Origin of the sequence: Kineosporia sp. NBRC 101731, from assembly GCF_030269305.1 — a bacterium.
Lineage (GTDB): Bacteria > Actinomycetota > Actinomycetes > Actinomycetales > Kineosporiaceae > Kineosporia.
Genome location: NZ_BSTC01000010.1, coordinates 182,568 through 202,869, shown reverse-complemented (window position 1 = coordinate 202,869; position 20,302 = coordinate 182,568). Strand labels below are relative to the sequence as shown.

Annotated in this window: 21 protein-coding genes; 13 read left to right on the top strand and 8 right to left on the bottom strand. The window is 70.2% G+C overall.

Annotated features, from left to right (window positions below; translation table 11 throughout):
- Position 1: 1 nt before the first annotated feature.
- The 3 genes from QSK05_RS25260 (at position 2) to QSK05_RS25250 (ending at position 4,417) form a co-directional block, all read left to right on the top strand.
- Positions 2-1,171, top strand: a complete 1,170-nt coding sequence (locus QSK05_RS25260; protein WP_285599807.1) for an FHA domain-containing protein — start codon at positions 2-4, stop codon at positions 1,169-1,171.
- 64 nt (positions 1,172-1,235) lie between these two features.
- Positions 1,236-2,834 carry a hypothetical protein gene (locus QSK05_RS25255; RefSeq protein ID WP_285599806.1) on the top strand — a complete coding sequence of 533 codons (1,599 nt, stop codon included), beginning with the start codon at positions 1,236-1,238 and terminating at the stop codon, positions 2,832-2,834.
- Positions 2,834-4,417 (top strand): serine/threonine-protein kinase, encoded by a 1,584-nt coding sequence (locus QSK05_RS25250; protein WP_285599805.1) that lies wholly within the window; start codon positions 2,834-2,836, stop codon positions 4,415-4,417. The genes QSK05_RS25255 and QSK05_RS25250 overlap by 1 nt, the downstream gene beginning before the upstream one ends.
- Here the strand turns inward: QSK05_RS25250 and QSK05_RS25245 are convergent.
- The 3 genes from QSK05_RS25245 to QSK05_RS25235 are packed head-to-tail and all read right to left on the bottom strand — an operon-like array spanning position 4,414 to position 6,792.
- Positions 4,414-5,529 (bottom strand): BTAD domain-containing putative transcriptional regulator, encoded by a 1,116-nt coding sequence (locus QSK05_RS25245; RefSeq protein WP_285599804.1) that lies wholly within the window; start codon positions 5,527-5,529, stop codon positions 4,414-4,416. The two genes, QSK05_RS25250 and QSK05_RS25245, sit on opposite strands and share 4 nt — an antisense overlap.
- Positions 5,514-5,840, bottom strand: a complete 327-nt coding sequence (locus QSK05_RS25240; RefSeq protein ID WP_285599803.1) for a thioredoxin family protein — start codon at positions 5,838-5,840, stop codon at positions 5,514-5,516. The genes QSK05_RS25245 and QSK05_RS25240 overlap by 16 nt, the downstream gene beginning before the upstream one ends.
- A gap of 22 nt (positions 5,841-5,862) precedes the next feature.
- On the bottom strand, positions 5,863-6,792 hold the full coding sequence (locus tag QSK05_RS25235) for a DMT family transporter (protein ID WP_285599802.1): 930 nt from the start codon (positions 6,790-6,792) through the stop codon (positions 5,863-5,865).
- A gap of 50 nt (positions 6,793-6,842) precedes the next feature.
- On the opposite strand from QSK05_RS25235, the gene QSK05_RS25230 reads away from it, so the two are divergent.
- Positions 6,843-7,796, top strand: coding sequence for a LysR family transcriptional regulator (locus QSK05_RS25230; protein WP_285599801.1), 954 nt, complete (start codon positions 6,843-6,845; stop codon positions 7,794-7,796).
- 19 nt (positions 7,797-7,815) lie between these two features.
- Complete coding sequence (locus QSK05_RS25225; RefSeq protein WP_285599800.1) at positions 7,816-8,469, top strand: GntR family transcriptional regulator; 654 nt, start codon at positions 7,816-7,818, stop codon at positions 8,467-8,469.
- Here the strand turns inward: QSK05_RS25225 and QSK05_RS25220 are convergent.
- Positions 8,462-9,064 (bottom strand): Rv1733c family protein, encoded by a 603-nt coding sequence (locus QSK05_RS25220; protein ID WP_285599799.1) that lies wholly within the window; start codon positions 9,062-9,064, stop codon positions 8,462-8,464. The genes QSK05_RS25225 and QSK05_RS25220 overlap by 8 nt on opposite strands.
- A gap of 134 nt (positions 9,065-9,198) precedes the next feature.
- On the bottom strand, positions 9,199-10,791 hold the full coding sequence (locus QSK05_RS25215; protein ID WP_285599798.1) for an LCP family protein: 1,593 nt from the start codon (positions 10,789-10,791) through the stop codon (positions 9,199-9,201).
- Between the two features lie 152 nt (positions 10,792-10,943).
- Between QSK05_RS25215 and QSK05_RS25210 the strand changes: the two genes are divergently transcribed.
- A complete protein-coding gene (locus QSK05_RS25210; RefSeq protein WP_285599797.1) occupies positions 10,944-11,663 on the top strand; it encodes a VOC family protein in 720 nt (239 codons plus the stop codon).
- 11 nt (positions 11,664-11,674) lie between these two features.
- Here the strand turns inward: QSK05_RS25210 and QSK05_RS25205 are convergent, their stop codons facing one another.
- Positions 11,675-12,166, bottom strand: a complete 492-nt coding sequence (locus QSK05_RS25205) for a VOC family protein (protein ID WP_285599796.1) — start codon at positions 12,164-12,166, stop codon at positions 11,675-11,677.
- A 213-nt stretch (positions 12,167-12,379) separates the two neighbouring features.
- On the opposite strand from QSK05_RS25205, the gene QSK05_RS25200 reads away from it, so the two are divergent.
- The 3 genes from QSK05_RS25200 (at position 12,380) to QSK05_RS25190 (ending at position 14,323) form a co-directional block, all read left to right on the top strand.
- On the top strand, positions 12,380-13,135 hold the full coding sequence (locus QSK05_RS25200) for a DUF2975 domain-containing protein (protein WP_285599795.1): 756 nt from the start codon (positions 12,380-12,382) through the stop codon (positions 13,133-13,135).
- 125 nt (positions 13,136-13,260) lie between these two features.
- The gene (locus tag QSK05_RS25195) at positions 13,261-13,446 is read left to right on the top strand and encodes a helix-turn-helix domain-containing protein (RefSeq protein WP_285599904.1); all 186 of its coding nucleotides are present in this window, start codon (positions 13,261-13,263) and stop codon (positions 13,444-13,446) included.
- A 106-nt stretch (positions 13,447-13,552) separates the two neighbouring features.
- Complete coding sequence (locus QSK05_RS25190; RefSeq protein WP_285599794.1) at positions 13,553-14,323, top strand: hypothetical protein; 771 nt, start codon at positions 13,553-13,555, stop codon at positions 14,321-14,323.
- Positions 14,324-14,329: 6 nt separating this feature from the next.
- Here the strand turns inward: QSK05_RS25190 and QSK05_RS25185 are convergent, their stop codons facing one another.
- Positions 14,330-15,517 (bottom strand): type III PLP-dependent enzyme domain-containing protein, encoded by a 1,188-nt coding sequence (locus tag QSK05_RS25185; protein WP_285599793.1) that lies wholly within the window; start codon positions 15,515-15,517, stop codon positions 14,330-14,332.
- Between the two features lie 278 nt (positions 15,518-15,795).
- On the opposite strand from QSK05_RS25185, the gene QSK05_RS25180 reads away from it, so the two are divergent.
- Together QSK05_RS25180 and QSK05_RS25175 are read left to right on the top strand one after the other, a co-directional pair.
- Positions 15,796-18,144: a helicase domain-containing protein gene (locus QSK05_RS25180; RefSeq protein WP_285599792.1), complete on the top strand. Its 2,349-nt coding sequence runs from the start codon at positions 15,796-15,798 to the stop codon at positions 18,142-18,144.
- Positions 18,123-18,692, top strand: coding sequence for a GNAT family N-acetyltransferase (locus tag QSK05_RS25175; RefSeq protein ID WP_285599791.1), 570 nt, complete (start codon positions 18,123-18,125; stop codon positions 18,690-18,692). The genes QSK05_RS25180 and QSK05_RS25175 overlap by 22 nt, the downstream gene beginning before the upstream one ends.
- 82 nt (positions 18,693-18,774) lie before the next feature.
- Here the strand turns inward: QSK05_RS25175 and QSK05_RS25170 are convergent, their stop codons facing one another.
- Entirely contained in the window at positions 18,775-19,197 is a 423-nt protein-coding gene (locus tag QSK05_RS25170) for an OsmC family protein (RefSeq protein ID WP_285599790.1), read from the bottom strand.
- A 115-nt stretch (positions 19,198-19,312) separates the two neighbouring features.
- Here QSK05_RS25170 and QSK05_RS25165 point away from each other — a divergent pair, with 115 nt between their 5' ends.
- Both QSK05_RS25165 and QSK05_RS25160 read left to right on the top strand, forming a co-directional pair.
- Positions 19,313-19,756, top strand: coding sequence for a hypothetical protein (locus QSK05_RS25165; RefSeq protein WP_285599789.1), 444 nt, complete (start codon positions 19,313-19,315; stop codon positions 19,754-19,756).
- Positions 19,756-20,217, top strand: coding sequence for a hypothetical protein (locus QSK05_RS25160; RefSeq protein WP_285599788.1), 462 nt, complete (start codon positions 19,756-19,758; stop codon positions 20,215-20,217). The genes QSK05_RS25165 and QSK05_RS25160 overlap by 1 nt, the downstream gene beginning before the upstream one ends.
- The last annotated feature ends 85 nt before the right edge of the window (positions 20,218-20,302 follow it).

Here is a 20,302-nt window from a genome sequence, read left to right as displayed (position 1 = left end):
GATGTCCATCGACCACAGCACCACGACCGTCCTCCCCGGTGACGGGATCGTGCACCGCGGGCCGGGTCTGGCCCTCGTCATCGACGCCGCCCCCCATCCCCGCACCGCCGAACTCCTGCTGGCCTGCTCCTCCACGGCGGGCGACCCCACCGGCCGGGCGACGGTTCTTGCCGTCGCCACGATGATCAGCCGGCACCGGCTGCCGGCCTTCGGGCTCGGCCTGGACACCGATCGCGGCCTGGTCGTGCTGCTGCACGACGCGGTGGAGGCCGAGATCCGCACCGTGGTCGAGGGTTCCGTGATGCTGCGCGGCACCGATTCACTCGCCTGGGTGGAGCGGTGCTTCGAGGGCACGGTGCTGGGTCTGCGTCTGTGGACGAGGAGCGCCTCCACCGTCCACCCCGGGACAGGACCTGATGCGGCGGAGGAGGGGATCGCCCTCGACCTGTCCCGGGGTACCCTCCACGGCGCCGGGCTGCTGATCGGGGCGCCCGAGAGCGACGATCCCGACCCGGCCGGCACCTCGATCACCGCCGAGCGCCCGGTCCCGGGAGCGCCGACGATCCGGCCCGACCGCAGCTACGGATCGGCTCTGCCACCCACCCCGCACCGGGGACAACCGATGAACGACCAGCCGGTTCCCCCGCAACCACAGCGCACTCCCGGTGGCGGGGTCGCGATCCCCCGGCCGTTCGTGCCCCCGATCGAGGGCGTACTCTGCGCCCGCGGGCATTTCACCGACCCGCAGGCGACCTACTGCGCCATCTGCGGGATCTCGATGCAGCAGGTGTCGCGCCAGATCACCCGCCGGCCCCGGCCGCCCCTGGGGGTGCTGGTGCTCGACGACGGAACCTCGGTCACGATCGACGGCGACCTGATCATCGGCCGCGACCCGGCGTCCCATCCGGCGGTGACGGCCGGTCACGCCAGGCCCCTGTTCCTCAACGACGACGTTGACGGGGTGTCCCGGGTACACGCCCGGATCACGCTGGTCGACTGGTCGGTGTGCCTCACCGACGAGGACTCGGCCAACGGCACCTACCTGGGGCCCGCCCACGGCGCCGGGCGAACGGTGCGGGGCGAGGAACCGGTCGAACTGACCAGCGGCACGGTCGTCCGGATCGGGCGCCGGACGCTCACGTTCGACGCGTATCACAGTGCCGGCGAGTGAGGGGGGTATGTCAGCGATGCCCGGACGGCCGATACTGTCCGGAAAGAAGACGAGGAGGCCGGGGATGACCCAGCACAGGGCCGGGGGGCTCCAAGGACGAAAGGCACGTGTCGCCGGACTTGCTCTGGGGTTCGCGCTGGTCACGATCCCCGCACAGTCGGTGATCGCGCAGGCCGGTGACACCCCCGCACCGCAGCTGACCAACGGGCAGCACCACGGTGGCACGACCACTGCGACCAGCACGCCGTCACCGGGTGCCACCGCGCACAGCGAGCACGACGCCGACAGCCATGTCGACCTACCGCAGGGCGGGGAGGAATGGACCACCCCCGACCTGGTGGCCCAGGGCGCTCTGGTGCGGGTGGAGACGGTGGCCACCGTGTACGTGGCACTGCACCACTACCACGTGGAGAAGTACCGCTACGACGAGGTCAGTGACCCCCAGGCGGTGGCCTCGGGCACGTTCGTGAACTCCCGGGGCCTGGTGATCACCAGCAAGGGCGGGCTGTACGACGAGCAGGAGCAGGAGCAGCGGTTCGGCACCTGGGGTGTGAACCAGGCGTTCAAGGACGCGAAGTTCCTGAAGGAACTGCCCGACGACCCGTTCTCCCGCACGACGATCACGGCGAAGAACAAGGGCAGCCTCGCCGACAGCCCACCCACCGACCCGGAGATCAACGACCGGCTCCAGAGCTGCTACGACTGGGAGAGCTCGCACCACTGCGCGGTCTTCGTGGTCATGCACCGCCGGGTCATGCCGAGCGTGAGCCAGGGCGACGACGCGGCGCTGGAGGGTCTGCCCCAGTCCGACGCCCGGGTGGCGGTGCTCTCCACCCAGCCCCGCGGCGTCACCCCGCTCACCCTGCAACTGGCCAATCCGCAGCCGGGCGCGAAGTACTGGGTGGTGAGCTCCCGCGGTGTCAATGAGGAACCGCTGGTCGGCACCGGCACGCTGACCGACTCCGAGACCTCGCCGGTCCCGGCGCAGGACCTGAAGAAGTGGGCGAAGGAGTTCGGGGCGCTGGCCGAGGGGGCGCCGGTGGTGTCGGCCCGGGGTGACCTGGTGGCCTTCCTCGGAACCCCGGAGGGCGGTGACGAGCTCGCCGCGGTGTCGTCGTCGCACATCTCCAACGACCTGCGCACGTTCGGCCTGACCCGCGACTCCAGTCCGGTCGACGCCCAGTTCCAAGACGGTCTGGAGCTTTTCGAGGCGGACCAGTTCGCCGCGGCGGTGCCCAAGCTGAAGGCCGCGGCCGAGGCCACCGGCGGCCAGCGGGTGGCGGTGGATCTCCTGGCGCAGTCCACCGAGAAGTCCGGTACGGCGCAGGACCTCTCCGACGAGGCGGGTGCCCTGACCGTTCCCGACGGCCGCACCGGCGGCTGGAGCCCTCTCGCCATCGGGGTCTTCGCGGCGCTGGTGATCCTCGTGCTGGCCGGGGCGATGATCGCGGTGGCCGTGGCCCGGCGCCGCCGGTGGCCGGCCCCGGAGGCCGGGTCCCCCGCCGATGAACCGCAGGACCGAAGCTCCACACCGTCCACCACCAACGACCCGCACCCCGACCGCAGCACCACCGTCTTCGCCACGGGCACCACCGACCCGAAGGTGATCACCGGCGAGGAACCAACCCTGGAACGTCCCGTCCAGCCCCGCCCGGACCGATGATGCACGCCCCCGGCGACGTGATCGCCGGCTACGAGATCGAGGGTTTCATCGCCCGGGGCGGGATGGCGGTGGTGTACCGGGCCCGCGACCGCCTCCTGGGACGGCGGGTGGCGCTGAAGCTGATCGCCCCGGAACTGGCGGGCAACGACAAGTTCCGACAGCGCTTCATCCGGGAGTCGGAGCTGGCGGCGAGCATCGATCATCCGAACGTGCTGCCCATCTACGCCGCGGGTGAGGCTGAAGGGGAGAGCGGGGGCCTCCTCTACATCGCGATGCGCTACGTCGACGGACAGGACCTGGGCCGGCTGATCGCGGAGTCGGGACGGCTCGGACCCGATCTCGTGCTGACGCTGTTCACCCAGGTCGCGGCGGCCCTGGACACCGCCCACGAGCACGGCCTGGTGCACCGCGACGTGAAGCCGGGCAACATCCTGCTGTCCCGGTCCACGACCGGGACCCACGTCTACCTGACCGATTTCGGCCTGACGAAACGCTCGAGCAGCCTGTCCGGGTTCACCACCGCGGGGCACTTCATCGGCACCATCGCCTACGTCGCGCCGGAACAGATCTCCGGGCAGGAAGTTTCCTCCGCAGTAGACGTGTACGCAATGGGATGCGTTCTCTACGAGGCGCTCTCCGGAGTTCCTCCGTTCCAGCGGGACGACGACGCGGCGATGCTCTGGGCCCACATGCAGTCCGATCCGGAGCCGCTGTCCGTTCTGGTCCCGGGCCTTCCCCCGGCCGTGGACGCCGTGATCGGCCGGGCGATGGCGAAAGACCCGGCCGAACGGACCCGCTCGTGCCGCGACGTGATCGCGCAGCTTCGCCAGGCGCTCGGCCACGAACCGCTGCCCGGCCCGAGGCACCCACCCACCGACTCCATGGACGACCAACCCAGCCTGAACGAGCCGGTCGCCGCACCCCCGTCGCCCGGCGCACCCCTGGTCGCCACCACCGACGATCCCGCCCGCAAGCCCCGCCGGACCCCCTGGATCGTCGCCACCCTGGCCGTGACAGCTCTGCTGGCAACCGCTTTCGTCGTGCTTCCGCGCTGGCTGGGCCCGGACTACGTGAGCTACGAGGGCACCGACGCGGCCACCTCGTGGCTGGCGTTCGACCGGCCGGCGGAATGGGCGCCGCACTCGAACCTGAGCAAGACCTGTTTCTGCACCAACCAGTACGGCGGGGTACTGGAGACCGGCGACTGGACGAACGTGATCGCGGCGATCGCGGGCGGCACCAGCGTGGAGGGGCTCTACGCGAAACAGAGCGGGCGGCTGGACCTCGAGGACGCGACAGCGGTGAGCCAGCATCTGGAGACGTTCCTGGCCGAGAACAAGAAGAGCCTGGGCACCCCGGTGCGCACCACCGTGGACGACCGTTCGGCCTGGAAGGTCGAGGGCACCCTGATCGCCAGCAAGAACCCGGACCTGCGGCTGACCATCCGCTACCTGATGGTGATGTCGGCCTCCGGGCGCGACACCGACCAGATCGTGCTGTTCAGCCGTGACCAGGACTACGAGAAACTCTCGGGACGCCTGGACCGGGTGGAGAAGTCTTTACACTTCCTGGAGAACGGCTAGATTTCAGGCTTTCTCGACTTCACCGTGGGCTGGCGCGAGCCGACCCGCTCCGACGGCCCGCGCAGGAACAAGGCCACGTCACCCACCTGCACGGTACCCCGCAACCCGATGGCGGCGACCTGGTCCACCCGCTCGCCGTCGACCAGCACCCCGTTGGTCGAGCCCAGGTCGCGGACCTCGAAACCCCCGGCCGTGCGGGCGATCGTGGCGTGGCGCCGGGAGACCAGCGGGTCCCAGTCGATGCGGACGTCGCAGTCGGCGGAGCGGCCGATGACCAGCGGGGCGCGGTCGAGCATCGGCCGGGCCTTGAGGGCGCCGGAGGCGTCGAGCCAGACCAGGGTGGGCGCGGTGCTGACGGGCAGCACCGGGGCCGAGGCACCCATCGTGTCCACCGAGTCGGCCTGCCGCAGGATCATCGTCTCCAGCTCACGCAGCGCCGGCCCGGGATCGAGCCCGGTCTCGTCGGCGAGCACCGTGCGGGCGCGCCGGTACGCGGCCAGGGCCTCGCCCTGCCGCCCCGCCACGTTCAGCGCGAGCATCAACTGCCCCCAGAGCCGCTCACGCAGAGGAGCTTCGGTGAGCAGGTGCTCGATGCGCTCGGGCAGGTCGGCGGCGCCCCCGGTCTGCAGTTCGGCGTCGAAAACCGCCTCCCAGGCACTGATCCGCAGGTCGGTGTAGAAGGCCCGGCGGCCCTCCAGGGCGGGGACGGCGACGTCCTCGCAGAAGCCGCCGCGCCACGCGTCCAGCATCGTGCGCAGTTCACCGATGCGGGCGGGGGCGGTGCGCACGGCCGCAAGCACCCGGTCCAGCTCGGCCGCGTCGCTCGACACCACGGACGCGTCGAGACGGTAACCGGTGCCCTGACGTTCCAGCGCCGCGCCGTACGGCGCGAGCAGCGAGCGCAGCTGGGAGACGTGCACGTGCAGCGTGTTCGGGGCGGGGTTCTCGACGTCGAAGAAGGCTTCCTCGAGCAGGGTCCCGGTGGTGACGGTGCGCCCGCCGGCGGCCGCCAGCAGGGCCAGCACCGCCCGGCGGCGCCGGCCCTTCACCGGCACCGGCCGGTCGTCGACGTGCAGTTCGAGCGGGCCGAGCAGCCCTACGCGGACAGCCACGGGCGCAATTCCGCGAGGATCAGCTCACGCGGCTTGACGCCCTGCACCCGGGCGACCTCCTGCCCACCCCGGAACAGGACGAGGGTGGGCATCGAGGTGACGGCGTAGAGGTCGGCCACCACCGGGTTCTCGTCCACGTCGACGGTGAGCACGCGCAGCCGGGCGGCCTCGTCGGTGGCGATCTGCTCGAGCACCGGCTCGATCATCTGGCAGGGCGGGCACCAGCCGGCCGAGAAGTCGACCAGCACCGGCCGGGGACTGGCCAGCACGTCGGCGGCGAACGCGGCCTCGGAGGTGGCGGTCAGGGGCATCCGTCCACGATAGCGCGGGTGATCAGGCGGTCTGCAGTTCCCGCCCGGGGTCCGGCACGGCCGGGGCGGCCGGGCCGGCCGGGCGCCGGGTGCCGTTGACCAGGTACGACCCGGTCAGCACGAGGCCGAACCCGAGCACGGTCCAGAGGGTGACCTTCTCGCCGAGGAACAGGGCACCACCGATCACGGCGACCACCGGGTTCACGTAGACGATGGTGGTGGCGCGCACCGGGCCGAGCTCCCCGATCAGGGCGAACAGCAGCAGGAAGGCGACGGCGGTGCAGACCACGGCCAGGACGCCAACCGCCACGAGCACCTTCGCCGAGGGCATCTGCGAGGGCAGGCCGGGCCCGAGCAGCACCACGGGCAGATAGATCAGGGCCGCCAGAACGATACTGACGGTCACCACCGGCAGACCGGGCAGATCGCCCAGGTACCGCGACAGGATGACCGGGCCGATGGCGTAACCCAGCACCACCACGCCCATCTCGGCCACAGCCGAGAGGTCGGAGACGTTCACGTCGAGCCCGACCAGCGCGGCCACCCCGGCGGTGCCGAGCAGCAGGCCGAAACCGCCCCGCCGACCGAGCTTCTCGGCCCGGCGGGTGATCAGGGCGATCACCACGCCGACCACGGGCACGGCGGAGATCAGGATCGCGGCCGTGGAGCTGGACAGCCGCTGCTCGGCGTGGTTCAGGGCCACCCAGGGCAGCGCCACCTCCACGACGGTGTAGGCGGCCACGGCCTTCCAGTGCTGAAGGACGCGGGGCACGGCGGCGCGGTGGCGCCGGCTGAGCAGGGTGATCGGTACGAGCAGGAGGGCGGCCAGCGCGGTGCGGGCCAGCACGAGCACCGACGGCGAGAGCTCCTCGCCCGCCACCTTGATGAACATGTACGGGATACCCCAGGCCAGGCCCAGGGAGAGGAAGAGGATCACAGCTCGGCGGCTCATGCCCCCAGGATGCTCTCGACTTAATCGTTAAGTCCATCTAGATTTTCTTCATGTCAATCGACAGTCCAGACTTCACAATCGATCTGCGTAAGCTGCGGCTGCTGCGGGAGGTCGAGCAGCGGGGCACCGTCGCGGCGGCGGCCTCGGCCCTGCACCTCACCCCCTCGGCCGTCAGCCAGCAGCTGGCCGGGCTGGCCCGTGAGCTGGACGTCCCCCTGCTGGAGAAGCAAGGTCGCGGCGTGCGGCTGACCGGGCACGCGCGGGTCCTGCTCGGGCACGCCCACGCGATCGAGGCCCAGCTGGAGCGCGCCCGGGCCGATCTGGCGGCGTTCGACGACGGCCTGGTCGGCGAGGTGCGCGTCGCCACCCTGCCGACCGCGGTGGCGGCCGTGCTCGGGCCGGCCATGGCCCAGCTGCGCACGGAACGACCGGCACTGCGGGTGCGCGCCCGCGACGCCGATCCGGTCGGGGCCATCCGGGCCCTGGACGCCGGGGAGGTCGATGTCGCCATTACCGTCGACCATCCCGGCGGCCCCCGGCGCGACGACCCGAGGTACGCCCGGATCGACCTGATCACCGACATCCTCGACGTGGTGCTGCACGAGGACCACCCCCTGTCCGGGAGCCGGACGGTCGACCTGAGCCGTCTGGCCGGTGAGGAGTGGATCTCCGGCAATCCCCACGACGCCTGCGCCGCGATTGCCGACAATGCCTGTGCGGCAGCTGGCTTCATTCCCGATGTGCGGCACTGGACAGTTGAGTACGACGCGCTCGCCGCCCTGGTCTCCGCCGGGGCCGGGGTCGGGCTGCTGCCCCGGCTGGCCCAGCCGCTGCGGTTCGGCAACGTGCGCACGATCCCGGTGGCCGGGCCGCCCCCCGCCCGGCTGGTGTACGCGATCACCCGGGCCGGCCGCCCCGCCGACGCCACCACGTCCATCGTTCTGCAGAAACTCCGTGAGGTCGCGGCGGCCCGTCACGACGCGACGTCTCCGCTAGTGCCGTAACGAAAGTTAGGATGAGCGGATGACGGCGGGCGGAGGTTCTGGTCGCACGGCACATCGTGACGTCACCGAGCGACTGCGGGAGGCGATCGTCACCGGAAGCCTGCAGACCGGTACACATCTGGTGCAGAGCGAACTGGCGGCAGGCCTCGACGTCAGCGTCACCCCGGTGCGGGAGGCTCTGCGTGAGCTGGAGAGCCAGGGCCTGATCGACTCCGACCCGTTCCGCGGGGCGACCGTGCACGGCATCAGCCTCGACGAACTCGAGGAGATCCACGAGCTCCGGCGCCTGCTCCTGCCCCTGGCCGTGCGGGAACGTATCGCCCTCGTCACCGACGCCGAGATCGACGAGGCCCGTGCCGTGCTGGCCCGGCTGACGCCCGACCTGCCCAATCGCGAGTGGGTGCAGACCGACCGCGCCCTACGGCAGATGCTGGTCGGCACTCCGCAACGGCGCAACCTGCGGGCCATTCTGCGCCGCCTGTCCGACGTCTCGGAGCTCTACGCCGGGCTGGCCGTGCACAGTGAGGCCGACCGCCGCCGGGCGCTGGCCGGCAACCGGGAGATGCTCCAGGCCTACGCCGAGCGGCAGACCGGCCGGGCCGTCACGCTCACCCTGCGCCGCCTCGACGAGGCGACCCGGCTGACCGCGGCGGCCCTGACCCGCGCTAGTTGAGGTATCCCTGCGAGCGGCTCTCGTTGAAGCGCTGCCACTCCACCTCGAGATCATGGGTGCGACGCCGGTCCAGCGCGAACCGCGAGGCCCGGTACCCGGCGAGGCCCACCAGCACGGCCGCGAAGGTCAGGCCCAGCCCGAGGCCGAGCGTGTCCAGCCAGACGCTGAGCCGTGTGGTCGGGGCCGCGGTCATGGCGCCGGAGTCGTTGACCCACAACGGCACCCGGTCACCGACCTGGGTGGTCTGGGTGATGGCGAGGTGGCCCGAGTGCGCCACCCGGTCCGGGTACGTCCACGAAACCTCGGCGAGATAGCTTCGGGCCAGTCGGGTTTCGGGATCAGCGGCGACGACCGTGGCCGTGACCAGGTGACTCGACGCGAGCTCCTGCTCGGAGATCGCGGAGTAGTGGTGCCAGGTCTGCAGACCGATGATCACCGCCACGGGCAGGACGGCCAGGACGAGGAACACCGCCCCCAGCGCGCAATAGCCCTGGATCCGGTCGCTGCGACGGCGTAACGGGTTGTGTTCCCGGCCCAGTCCGGGCCGGGTGGCCATCGAACAACGGCGGAACCAGTTCCCTACCTGAGACCTCATCGTCAGCCCCTCATTCCTTGCAGCCGCATCTCCCCTCTATTCAGTCCCTCTCCGGCCCAAAGCGCCAGCTGGCCTGAGCACGAATTATCGGTCAGGGGACGAACGGCCGACAGAAAAGGGCGAACGTCCCGGACTCAGGAGCCGGAGTCCTTCACACCCGTCGCGAGCGCGTAGGCCCGGATCGGCGACATCGAGACACCGTTGTAGGTGACGGTGTTCTGGGTGCTGACCGGGACACAACCCGCGGTCTTGGCGGAGGAGGCGTGCGAGTCGGTGAGGGCGTCCTCGCGTTCCTCGTCGGTGAGCTGGGGATAGGTCGCGCCGGTGGTCCAGTCCTCGCCCACCACCAGGGTCACCACCTCGACGTCCGGGTCCACCGCGAGCAGCGACGAGGGCACGCCGAGGTCGGAGGCCAGCTGCTGGGCCTGGTCGAGCTGGTACTTGCCGCTGTAGAGGATCGACGTGCGTTCCTGCGCCGTACCGGTGCTGGAGTCGGTGGCCGCGATGTAGCCGTCGCCCTTGAGGGTCTGCGTCACCTTCCGGGCCCGGCCGTCCTTGCCGCTGCGGTTGCGCACCTGCACCGAGAAGTACGTGGCGGCCGTGGCGCTCGGGCTCGCAGTGGTGGTGGACGTCGCCGCGTTCTTGTCCTTGCTCAGCGACCGGTCGTCGAGGATCGTGTCGAAGAGCTTCTGGGCGGCCGCGGCCGGCACCACGCGGTTGGCGTTGTTCGGGTCCGGCACGGTCTGCATCGTGGTGAAGGTGATGCGGTCGGTGTCGACCTTGTTGAACTCCGTGGCCAGGTCGATCAGCTTCGGGATGCTGTCCAGGCCCTCGTCCACCGTCAGCGCCTTGGTCGCCGCGCTGGCCACCGAGTACAGCTTCGTCGGGTTCAGCAGCGTGCCCTTGTCCTTCAGCGAGCGGATCGCCGCCGCCAGGAACGCGTGCTGGCCGTAGGTGCGGCCCAGGTCGCTACCGTCGCCGAAACCGTGGCGCGTGCGCACGAACTGCAGGGCCGCCTCGCCCTTGAGCGTGTGTTTGCCCTTGGACAGCTTCAGGTGCGAGTAGGTGTCGTAGACGTTGTTGTCCACGCAGATCTGCACCCCGCCGGTGGCGTCGGACATGTCGATCACCCCGGAGAAGTCGACCATCGCGAAGTGGTCGATCGTGATGCCGGTGAGCTGGTGGATCGCGGCCACCGTGCAGCCGGGGCCGTACTGCAGGCTGGTGTTGATCTGGCCGTAGCGCGCGGCCACGCTCTCGCCGGTCGTGGCGTTCTTGCAGCCGGGCAGGTCGGTCATCGTGTCCCGCGGGATGCTCATCGCGGTGATGTTGGTGCGGTCGGCCGAGACGTGCACCAGCAGCTCGACGTCCGCGTTGTTGTGGGTCTCGTCGCAGGCGCCGCCGAGCTTGCAGTTCTCCTTCGACGCCCGCGAGTCGGTGCCGATGACGAGCACGTTGACCGGGAAGCGGCCCTGGTCGTCGGCCTTCTGCACCCCGGCGCCACCGGTGGTGCCGGTGAACAGCGCCGACGAGGAGATGTTGCCGTTCAGCCGGCGGAACACGAAGTAGCCGCCGCCGGCGGAGAGGACGAGCAGCACCACCAGGCCGTAGAGAGTGATGCGCAACCAGCGGCGGCGCCGGGCCCGGACCCGCGCGTGGCGTGTCGGCCGGTCGCTGTCGTCCTGGCGTCCCGGAGGCCCCGGGGGGCCGGCAGCAGCCGGGCTCACGAGATGGATCTCTGCGCTGCCACGAAGCGGCACACTAACCCGGCCGGTCCCGGCCCCGCCCCGGTTGTGCCACACGTCATACCCGTCACCACGGTCATGTCGGCAGGTCCCCGCCCCGGCGTTAGGCCGATCGAGTGCCTAGACTCTCTGCGGTGCAGATTCGCTGGATGACGATCTTCCTGGACTTCCCGAGCCCCGAGTTCGGGGCGGGGGTGGAGTTCTGGCGCCGGGTCACCGGTAGCCGGCTCTCGGCCCCCCGGGGAGAGGACGGCGAGTTCGTCACGCTGCTTCCCTCCACGGGCGACGCGTACCTGCGGGCCCAGGGGCTGGGGTCCGGGCCGGCCCGGACACACCTGGACCTGCACGTCGACCCGGAACGGCGGGCCGACGCCGTGGCGGGAGCGGTTGCCCTCGGGGCGTCGACCGTTCTGCGGGGCGAGGAGCACGACGTGCTCACCAGCCCGGGTGGTTACCCGTTCTGCTTCGTGCCCTGGGAGGGGGAGAGTGTCGTCCCCTCGCCCGAGGGCAAGGCCCGCCTCGACCAGCTGTGCCTCGACATTCCGCCCGCGCTGTGGGATTCCGAGACCCGCTTCTGGTCGGATCTGACCGGCTGGGAGCTGAATCCCCTCGGTGCGTCCGAGTTCACCCGGTTGCGGCAGCCCGCCGGGCTGCCGGTGAAACTGCTGCTGCAACGGCTGGACGACGCCGCGGACACCGTCGTCTCACACCTCGATCTGGCCGCACCCGCACGCGCCTGCCTCGCGCCGGTCCACGCCGCCGCGGGTGCGGTCGTGGGCCCGGCGAACGAGGAGTGGACCGTCATGACCGATCCGCTGGGGCGGCCCTACTGCCTCACCGGGCGCACCCCCTAGTTTCCGCCGGTCTAGTTTCCGTCGGTCTCGTTTCCGTCGGCGGCCTTCAGCAGGTCGGCGATCACGAGCCGCTTCATCCCGAGCAGGGCCTGGGTCGCCCGGTCGCGGCGACCGGGATCCGGGTCGGCGATCAGCTCACCGAGCACCCGGGGAACCACCTGCCAGGACACTCCGAACCGGTCTTTCAGCCAGCCGCACTGCACCTCCTGCCCGCCGTCGGCACTCAGGCCGAACCAGTAGTGGTCCACCTCGGCCTGGTCACCGCACAGCACGGCGAACGAGACGGCTTCGGTGAACGGGAACTGCGGGCCGCCGTTGATGGCGTTGAACGGCCGGCCGTCGAGCTCGAAGTCGATCGCCATCACCTCCCCCTCCGGCCCGGGCGTGCCGGGCCCGAAGTAGGAGGTGCGCAGGATCGACGAGTTCGGGAACACCCGGGTGTAGAAGCCGACGGCCTCCTGCGCGTTGCCGTCGAACCACAGGCTGGGACTGATGGTGGGCATGATATCTGTCCTTTCCGTGCTCACGGATGTGCAACCAGCAGGTGGACGACAGCGAGCCGCCGAAGTCATCGGCACTCTGGTCACATCCCCCTGGACATATCGAAAAACGATGGCCCATACTCAGGACGGGGCTATCGAAAGTCGATATGTACACGGAATGGGGGCACCGACGATGAGTGCAGATGAGCGCAGCCGCCAGATGAGCGCAGCCAGATGAGCGCAGCAGCCATGGGCCCGGGGCCGGTGACCGCTCGGATGAAGAATGATCCACTCAAGAACGATCCGCGGTACGTGAGCCCGACGATGTTGCGCGTGATCACCTGGATCATGCTCGCCGTCGGAGCGGTATCGGCGGTCGTGGCGATCGTGCTGTTGGTGGCCTCGGTGACCGGATCACCCCGGACGCAGGACGTGCCGGTCCAGCTGACCGACGGGGCCAGCACGGAGCGGGCCACCGGCTATGTCGCTGAACGGGCCACGGAATCCGGGGGCGACCCCGGCTCGAGCTCTGCCACCGGTGCGCACACCCGTCAGGCCGGCCGGAGCTCGTTCACTGCGGGCAACGACGGCCCGGTCCTCTCCGCGGCCGATCCGACGAGGCCCGAGCGGCTACTGAACAACGGCGGCGCGATCCTGCTCGGGGCCACGGTCGCCGTCGGCACCCTCCTCCTGCGGCCGGTGCTGACCTCGATCGCCGCGGGCCGGCCCTTCGGTTCGGGTAACTCCTCCCGCCTGAACCTGCTCGCCGCCGTCACCGGCAGCGCAGCCGTTCTCGTACCTCTGCTCCCCCAGTTCGCCGCGCTGCTGACGCTCGATCGTCTCGGGCTGTTCGGAACCGGCAGCCCCTTCGTCATGGGCCTGGGTTTGTCCCTGGCCCCGGTCGTCGGGTTGAGCGTGCTCCTCGTGGTCCTGGCCGAGGCGTTCCGGCAGGGCGAGAAACTCCACCGCGACGTCGAGGGGCTGGTGTGAACCCGCGTCCCGGGCAGGTGTTCGAGCCGGCGCAAGACCAGCAGACGCAGGACCAGGCGGCACCGGACCAGCCGGCACCAGACCGGTCGGAGCACGATCACCACGTCGTCTGCCATCTCGATGAACTGCTGGCCGAGCGCAGCATGACCCTGACCGAGCTGTCGGTGCAGGTGGGTGTCACGGTGGTGAATCTGTCGGTGCTGAAGAACAACCGGGCCCGGGCCGTACGCTTCTCCACGCTGAGCGCCATCTGCGAGGTCCTGCGCTGTTCCCCCGGCGAGTTGCTCACCGTCGAGGTCGGCCCAGCGTAGAGCTGACCGACCGGCGCCCCCTCAAGTTTGACCGGACGGATGCCGACAAGGCCGTTACCGCCGGTGGCATCGGGGTCTCCGGCCACTGCTCCGCCCTGGAGGAATCATGTCGGTCGCGGACATCATCCGAGCTTTCGGATGGATACCGGTGGCCTGGCTGCTCACCGTCCATCTGCTGATCCGGTTCGGGCGGGCGCCACGACACGGCTCCGCGATCCGGATCGCCGGCTGGGTCGCCGCCCTGACGATCATGGCGGCCGCCCTGGCCACGCGGATGTGGCCGATCGCGGCCCTGGGCCTGCTGTTCATGCGCACGGAGCTGCTCGGGCACCGGCACGCCGACGAGCGGGAGGCCCACCGGGTCCAGGACCTGCTCGACCGGTTCCGCCGGCACGAGGAGGAGAAACGGCATCCGGTACCGGGTGCCCGCACACCCCTGGACAACATCCACGCTCTGCACGACCAGGAGGAGGTGCTGCCCGACGTCCACATCCACCACGGCGGCAGTGGTCTCACCCCGGCCTCGGCCCGGCACCCGGAGTACACGGTGCCCGGCGTGACCGCGGCGTCGGCGGCGACCCTACGGGCCCGCACGCACGACAAGACCGACCCGGACTTCGTCCCCGCGACGGTCGGCCTGCGCGAACCGCACCACGAGACCCACCACCCCTCCCACCACCCGTCGCAGACCGCCCATCCGGCCACGATGCGGGCCATCGGCTCGGCCAAGCGCTTCACCGACCTCCTGCTGAAGGTGGAGATCATTGCCGTGGTGGTGGTCGCCCTGGTGCTGTTCGGCATCTGGGCCGAGGGGCAGCGCCGGGAGTTCACCCGCAACTCCGACAGCACCATCTGCAAGCTCAGCTACAGCTGCTGAGAGGTCTCAGTCCGCCGGGTCGAGGTACGCGAAGGTCGGGTGCGGGTGCATGAGGAAGTCGTGGTGGGAGATGTTCCAGGCGTAGGCCCCGGCCATCCGGAACACCAGCAGGTCACCGATCCGCAGGTCCTGCACGGGAACCCCGGCCGCGAGCTGGTCCTTGGGGGTGCAGAGCTGACCCACCACGGTGACCTCGTCGTCGTTCAGCGGCTCACCGGAACGCCCGGGGCCAGGTAGCGCGACCAGGGGCTGGCTGTGGCCCTTGGCCGCCGGCGTGCGCAGGTGGTGGGTACCGCCCCGGGCAATCGCGTAGGCCTGGCCCCGCGTGTATTTCAGGTCGAGCACATCGCTGACGTAGTAACCGGCGTGCACACTGACCGAACGGCCCGGCTCGACCCGCAGCACGGCCGGGCCCCGGTCGAGTTCAGCCAGACCCTTGGCGTAGGCCTGCCAGTCGAAGTGCCGGCCGGGCTCGGCGTAGTCGACGGTCATGCCCCCGCCCAGGTTGATCTCGGGGCTCTCCCGGCCGGGCAGGTACTGCTCCAGCCAGCACCGGGCCCAGGCCAGCACGCGCCCGTCGAGCGCCAGCTTCTGACCGGCGTCCAGTCCGGAGGCCAGGTGCACGTGGAGACCGCGCACCCTCACCCCACTACCGGCGGCCGCGGCGTCCCGGGCCGTGCGGGCGGCGACGGCGAGCGTTTCCTCGTCCATCCCGAAGGGCCCGCTCATCGTCAGCGCCGCTCCGCTCACCCCGAAGGGCAGGTTGGCCCGCAGCAATACGTCGACGGGACGTCGACCGGCAAGCGCGATCACCCGGTTCAGCTCCCGCACGCTCTCCACGTGCAGGCGCCAGACACCCCGGCCGATCGCGGCCATCAGTTCCCGGTCGGTCTTGCCCGGGCCGCCGAACGCCACGCGAGCTCCGGGCGCGGCGTCCATCACGTGCTCCAGCTCGCCGCCGGAGGCCACCTCGATGCCGTCGGTCAGCGGCGCGATCACGCGCAGGAGCGCCGGGTCGGGGTTGGCCTTGGCGGCGTAGAGGAACTCGACCCCGGCCCCCGCGAGCGCGTCGCGGATCGCAGCGGCCTGCGAGCGCAGGGCGGCCAGGTCGTAGAGATAGGCCGGGAGCTGGTTCTCCGCGGCCAGGGCGAGCGCACGCTCACGCACGGCCTCGGGGAGCACGTCATCACGCATTGGCCGATTGTCGCCGAAAGGCAGCGTCCCGGCGGCATTCTTCACGGCGTTCCGGCGTCAAGGTGACATGACCGACAGTGCTGATCCGGAGAAGTCGGGCCGAGCGTGAGAAGACGGACACGCAGTGCTGACCATCGGGACATCGCAGAGGGTCTTCGCGGAGGTCTTTGCACTGGTCACGGGAACCGGAAAGACGATATGTTCGACAATTGAGTTCGCTATTCCCAAAACAAAAGAATACCACCCAACATGGCATATGTTATTTCCCGGAGGAGCAATTGTCAATTACCGACCTGGCACTGGAGCAAGAATATATTTCCCTGCTCTACGACCACGTCGACGAGCTCCGCGCCCGGCTCGCCGCCCGTCAGACCCGAGCACTCGCCTCGGCCACGGGGACCCGCCAGGCGCTCGTCGAACGTGAGGCGGCCGTGCACCTCTACGGCGCGCGCCTGACCCAGCTGAACGCCGCCGAGAACGCCCTGTGCTTCGGGCGTCTGGATCTGGAGGGCAACGGGCGACCCCGCTACGTCGGCCGGATCGGGCTGCACGAGGACCACGCCGAGCCTGCGGCCGGAGCTGACGACACGACCGGAGCTGACGACGAGCCCCTGCTCATCGACTGGCGCGCACCCGTCGCCCGGCCGTTCTACCTCGCCACGGCACTGCAGCGCGACGGTGTCGTGCGTCGTCGTCACATCCGCACGGTCGGGCGTCGCGTGGTGCAGCTGCACGACGAGCACCTGACCGGCGACGCCTCGACCTCACCGGCCGCACAGACCGGCCCGGGTTCGATCACCAGTGAGTCGGCCCTGCTGACCGCGCTGAACGCGGCCCGCACCGGCCGGATGACCGACATCGTCGAGACCGTACAGGCCGAGCAGGACCGCATCATCCGCTCCGGATTGCCGGGCATCCTCGTGGTGCAGGGCGGTCCGGGAACGGGGAAGACGGCCGTGGCGCTGCACCGGGCCGCCTATCTGCTCTATCACCACCGGGAACAGCTGGAACGGCGCGGTGTCCTGATCATCGGACCGAACACCACGTTCCTGCGGTACATCGCCGAGGTGCTGCCCGCGCTCGGTGAGACCGGCGTCCTGCTCGCCACCACCGGCGACCTCTATCCAGGCGTCTCCCCCACGCTCACCGAGCCCGGCGCGGTCACGGCCCTCAAAGGGCAGTTGCTGATGGCGGACGTCGTGGCCGGTGCGGTCGCGGACCGGCAGTGGGTGCCCCAGGACGACGAAGTGGTCGCGGTCCGCCACGACGGCCAGTTGCTGCGCCTGGACCGGCAGACCGGCCAGGAACTGCGCGAGCGGGTTCGGGCCAGCCGTCTGCTGCACAACGAGGCCCGGCCCCTGGTGCGCCGGCTGGTGGTCGAGGCCCTGGCCGAACAGTGGGCCCAGGCCGTCGGCACCGATCCGCTGGGGGGCGAGAATCTGCTCGGGCCGGAGGATCTCGCCTTGGTTCGGGGCGAGCTCGAGGAGAACGACGACGTCGGTAGTATCGTCGACTGGCTCTGGCCCCGACTGACGCCCACCCGCCTGCTGCGCGATCTGTTCAGCTCTCCCCAGCGTCTTCGCGCCGCGGCCACCCAGGTCGGGCTGACCCGGGCCGAGCAGGAACTGCTGCTGCGCCCCCGCGGGTCCGGCTGGTCGGAGGCCGACGTGCCCCTGCTCGACGAGGCCGCCGAGATCCTCGGCCGGGACGACTCGACGACCCGGCGCCTGGCCGACGAGCTGCAGACCGCCGACCTGGAGTACGCCCAGGGTGTGCTCGACGTGCTGCGGGGTTCGGAGTCGGGTGACTTCGAGGACGAGGAGAGCGAGATCCTCGCGGCGTTCGACCTGGTCGACGCCGAGACCCTGCTGGACCGGCAGGAGGAGATCGATCACCGCACCGCCGCCGAGCGGGCCGCCATCGACCGCACCTGGCGGTTCGGGCACATCGTGGTCGACGAGGCCCAGGAGATCTCGCCGATGGCCTGGCGCATGCTGATGCGCCGCTCACGCTCGATGACCCTCGTCGGTGACGTGGCCCAGACCGGTGACCCCGCCGGCTCGACCTCCTGGCGCCAGGCCCTGGGACCGCACGTCGGCGACCGCTGGCGCCTGACCGAACTCAGCGTCAATTACCGCATGCCGCAACCGATCGCGCGGGTGGCGGCCGGGGTGCTGCGGGCCGTCGACCCCGATCTTCCCGCACCCGAGCCGGTACGCACCGACGGCCCGCAGCCGTGGGCCCTTCATCGGCCCGACGTGCTCCCGGGACTGGTCGTTGCGGTCGCGGACGAGCTCACGCACCTGGACCAGGACCGTCGTCTCGCCGTCGTCACGGCGCCCGGCCGGGCCGCCGAGGCCTTCCGTGCGCTGACGGGTGCGCTCGCCGGAACCGTCGCTCTGGGCGAGGATCCCGACACCGAGAACATCGCCCGGGTGGTCGTTCTCGAGCCCCGGGAGACCAAAGGGCTGGAGTTCGACGCCGTGGTGGTTCTCGAGCCCGATCACATCGTCGCGGCCTCGCCCCGTGGTCTGGGCGACCTCTACGTGGCGGTCACCCGGGCGACCCAGAGGCTGGGTGTGGTGTATTCGGCTAGCCTGCCGAAATGTCTGGACTCCCTGGCCTGAGTGGTCCCCTCCGCCTGGAGGGCCCGAAAGTCGTCCTGCGCGAGTTCGCCCTGACCGACACCGACGGGGTGGCCGCGGTCGTCGGTGACGACCGCGTCACTCATTGGCTGGCTTTCGGCTCCCTCTCCCGGGACGAGGCCGCGATGCTGGTGGAGGGAGCGATGACGTCGGCCCGCCAGAGCCCGCGCACCGAGTACTGGATGGCGATGAGCGCGCCCGGCGACGACACCTTCCTGGGTTTCGCCCGCCTGTCCCTCGGCGGCACCCGGGCGGCGGAGCTCGGGTACGCCATCCACGCGGACGCCTGGGGCCGTGGCTACGCGACGGCCGCGGTACGGCTGCTGGCCGGTTTCGGCTTCGACGCCCTCGGTCTGCACCGCATCTCCGCAGCGATCGGGCCGGAGAACGTCCGCTCGGTCGGAGTGGTCGAGCGGCTCGGGTTCCGGCTCGAGGGCCGCATGCGCGATCACGTGTTCACGAACGGCGCCTGGCGCGACAGCCTGCTGTTCTCGGTGCTCGACCGGGAGTGGAGAGCCGCCACCTCCTGAACCGCGACGGGACCACGACGCGAGGGACGCCGCGAGCCGGAGGCTCAACGACGTCCCCCGTTCGAAGCGGTGACGACAACTGCTACGGCGTTGTGCGCACCGTGACCGGCGTGCCCGCCTCGATCGTGCGCGACACCGTGCAGGTGTGGTCGTGCGAGGCCTTGACCGCGCGGGGCAGCAGGGTGCGGGCGGCGTCGCCGGCCTCCCCCTCGGGGAAGCGCACGTCGAAGGTCAGGGTGATGTCCTTGAGGGTGTTCTCACCGTTCTCCCGCACTGCGACGGCGTCCACCCGGGCGCTGAAGTGCTCGGCCGGCGACCGCCGCCCGGTGACCACGTCGACATCGACGGCGGAACAGCCGGCAATGGCGGCCAGCAGCAGTTCCACCGGGGAGAACCCGTCCGTGGCCTTGCTCCCGAAGCGCAGCGTGTCACCGCGCTTGTTCGTGGCCAGGTACACGCCTTCCTCGAGTCGTTCGATGCTCACCGAGCGGTTGTCGTCAGTCATTCCGTGACTTTCTCACGACCGCCCGGATCACCACCGCGCGGCCCGCCCGGCGCTCGCTTCGCACGGATGGAGGACGCTTGCCCCCACCTTCGTGGTTCGGAATAGTTTGCGCCCGGTGGCAACGGATCGGGGTCGAATGAGCACGTTGGGTGATCTACGGGGCCAGCTGCGTGCTGTCTGCACCGACGTCCGGGACGCAGCGGTGGGCGCCGGGTCCGTGCGGCACGTCGCCCTCACCCTTGACGTCGATGTATCCGGCGATCTCCGGGACATTCAGGAAGGGCGCGCCCCGTGGAACCGGTCCACGAGCCGCTACGAGACGCCCAGCGGACGAACCTACGGCGTTGAAGAACCCTCCGGTACCGTGTTTCCCGATTCAGGGCCAGGCCTCATCAACCTGGGTCGTCACGAGTATCACGCGCTGAAGCACTACATCCAGGCCGACGGTGATCGCCGCAAGGCCGAGGAGGCAATGACGTTCTTCCCGGCCCTCACGGATTCGGTACAGCGTCGAGCGTACGAAGTATTCAAGCATCACAAGAGTTTTCGGGGAGAATAATGGAAATTTACGAGCTGCTGTACGACGGCGCCGTGGACCCTCGAACCTTGATCGACTCACTCGCCGAACTGGGCGTTCCGGCAGATCGGGTTATGACCGAGCCGTACGATCCATCGTCAGGAGACGGTCTTCCCGCGGTCATGCTGGAGCGCGGCGAACCCGGCGTCGATTTCAGCACCGTCGTACAGGTCTTCGCCGAATTGGTCGCCGGGACAAGTCTTTGCCCGCTGGAATGGGCCCAGTTCCTCACCCCGAAACTAGCAAGGCGCTGCCTGGTCGACGACGACACCCAGCAGCCCAACCGCTGGTACCTGGTGACACCCGAAGGCGGTTGCGGAGTGGTGCACGTGCACGGGGACGATGCCGATGAAGGCCGCATCCGTTTCCTCTACGCAACCACGCCGATAGCCGGTGCCCCCGAGATCCCGGTGCGCGCCGAGCCTGACTGGGCGTCACGCTGACCCCCACGCACTCGGCACGCGCAACCATGGCCATCATCACGATGTGAGCACTTGATGACGGTACGCACCGGTACGAGACTGAATT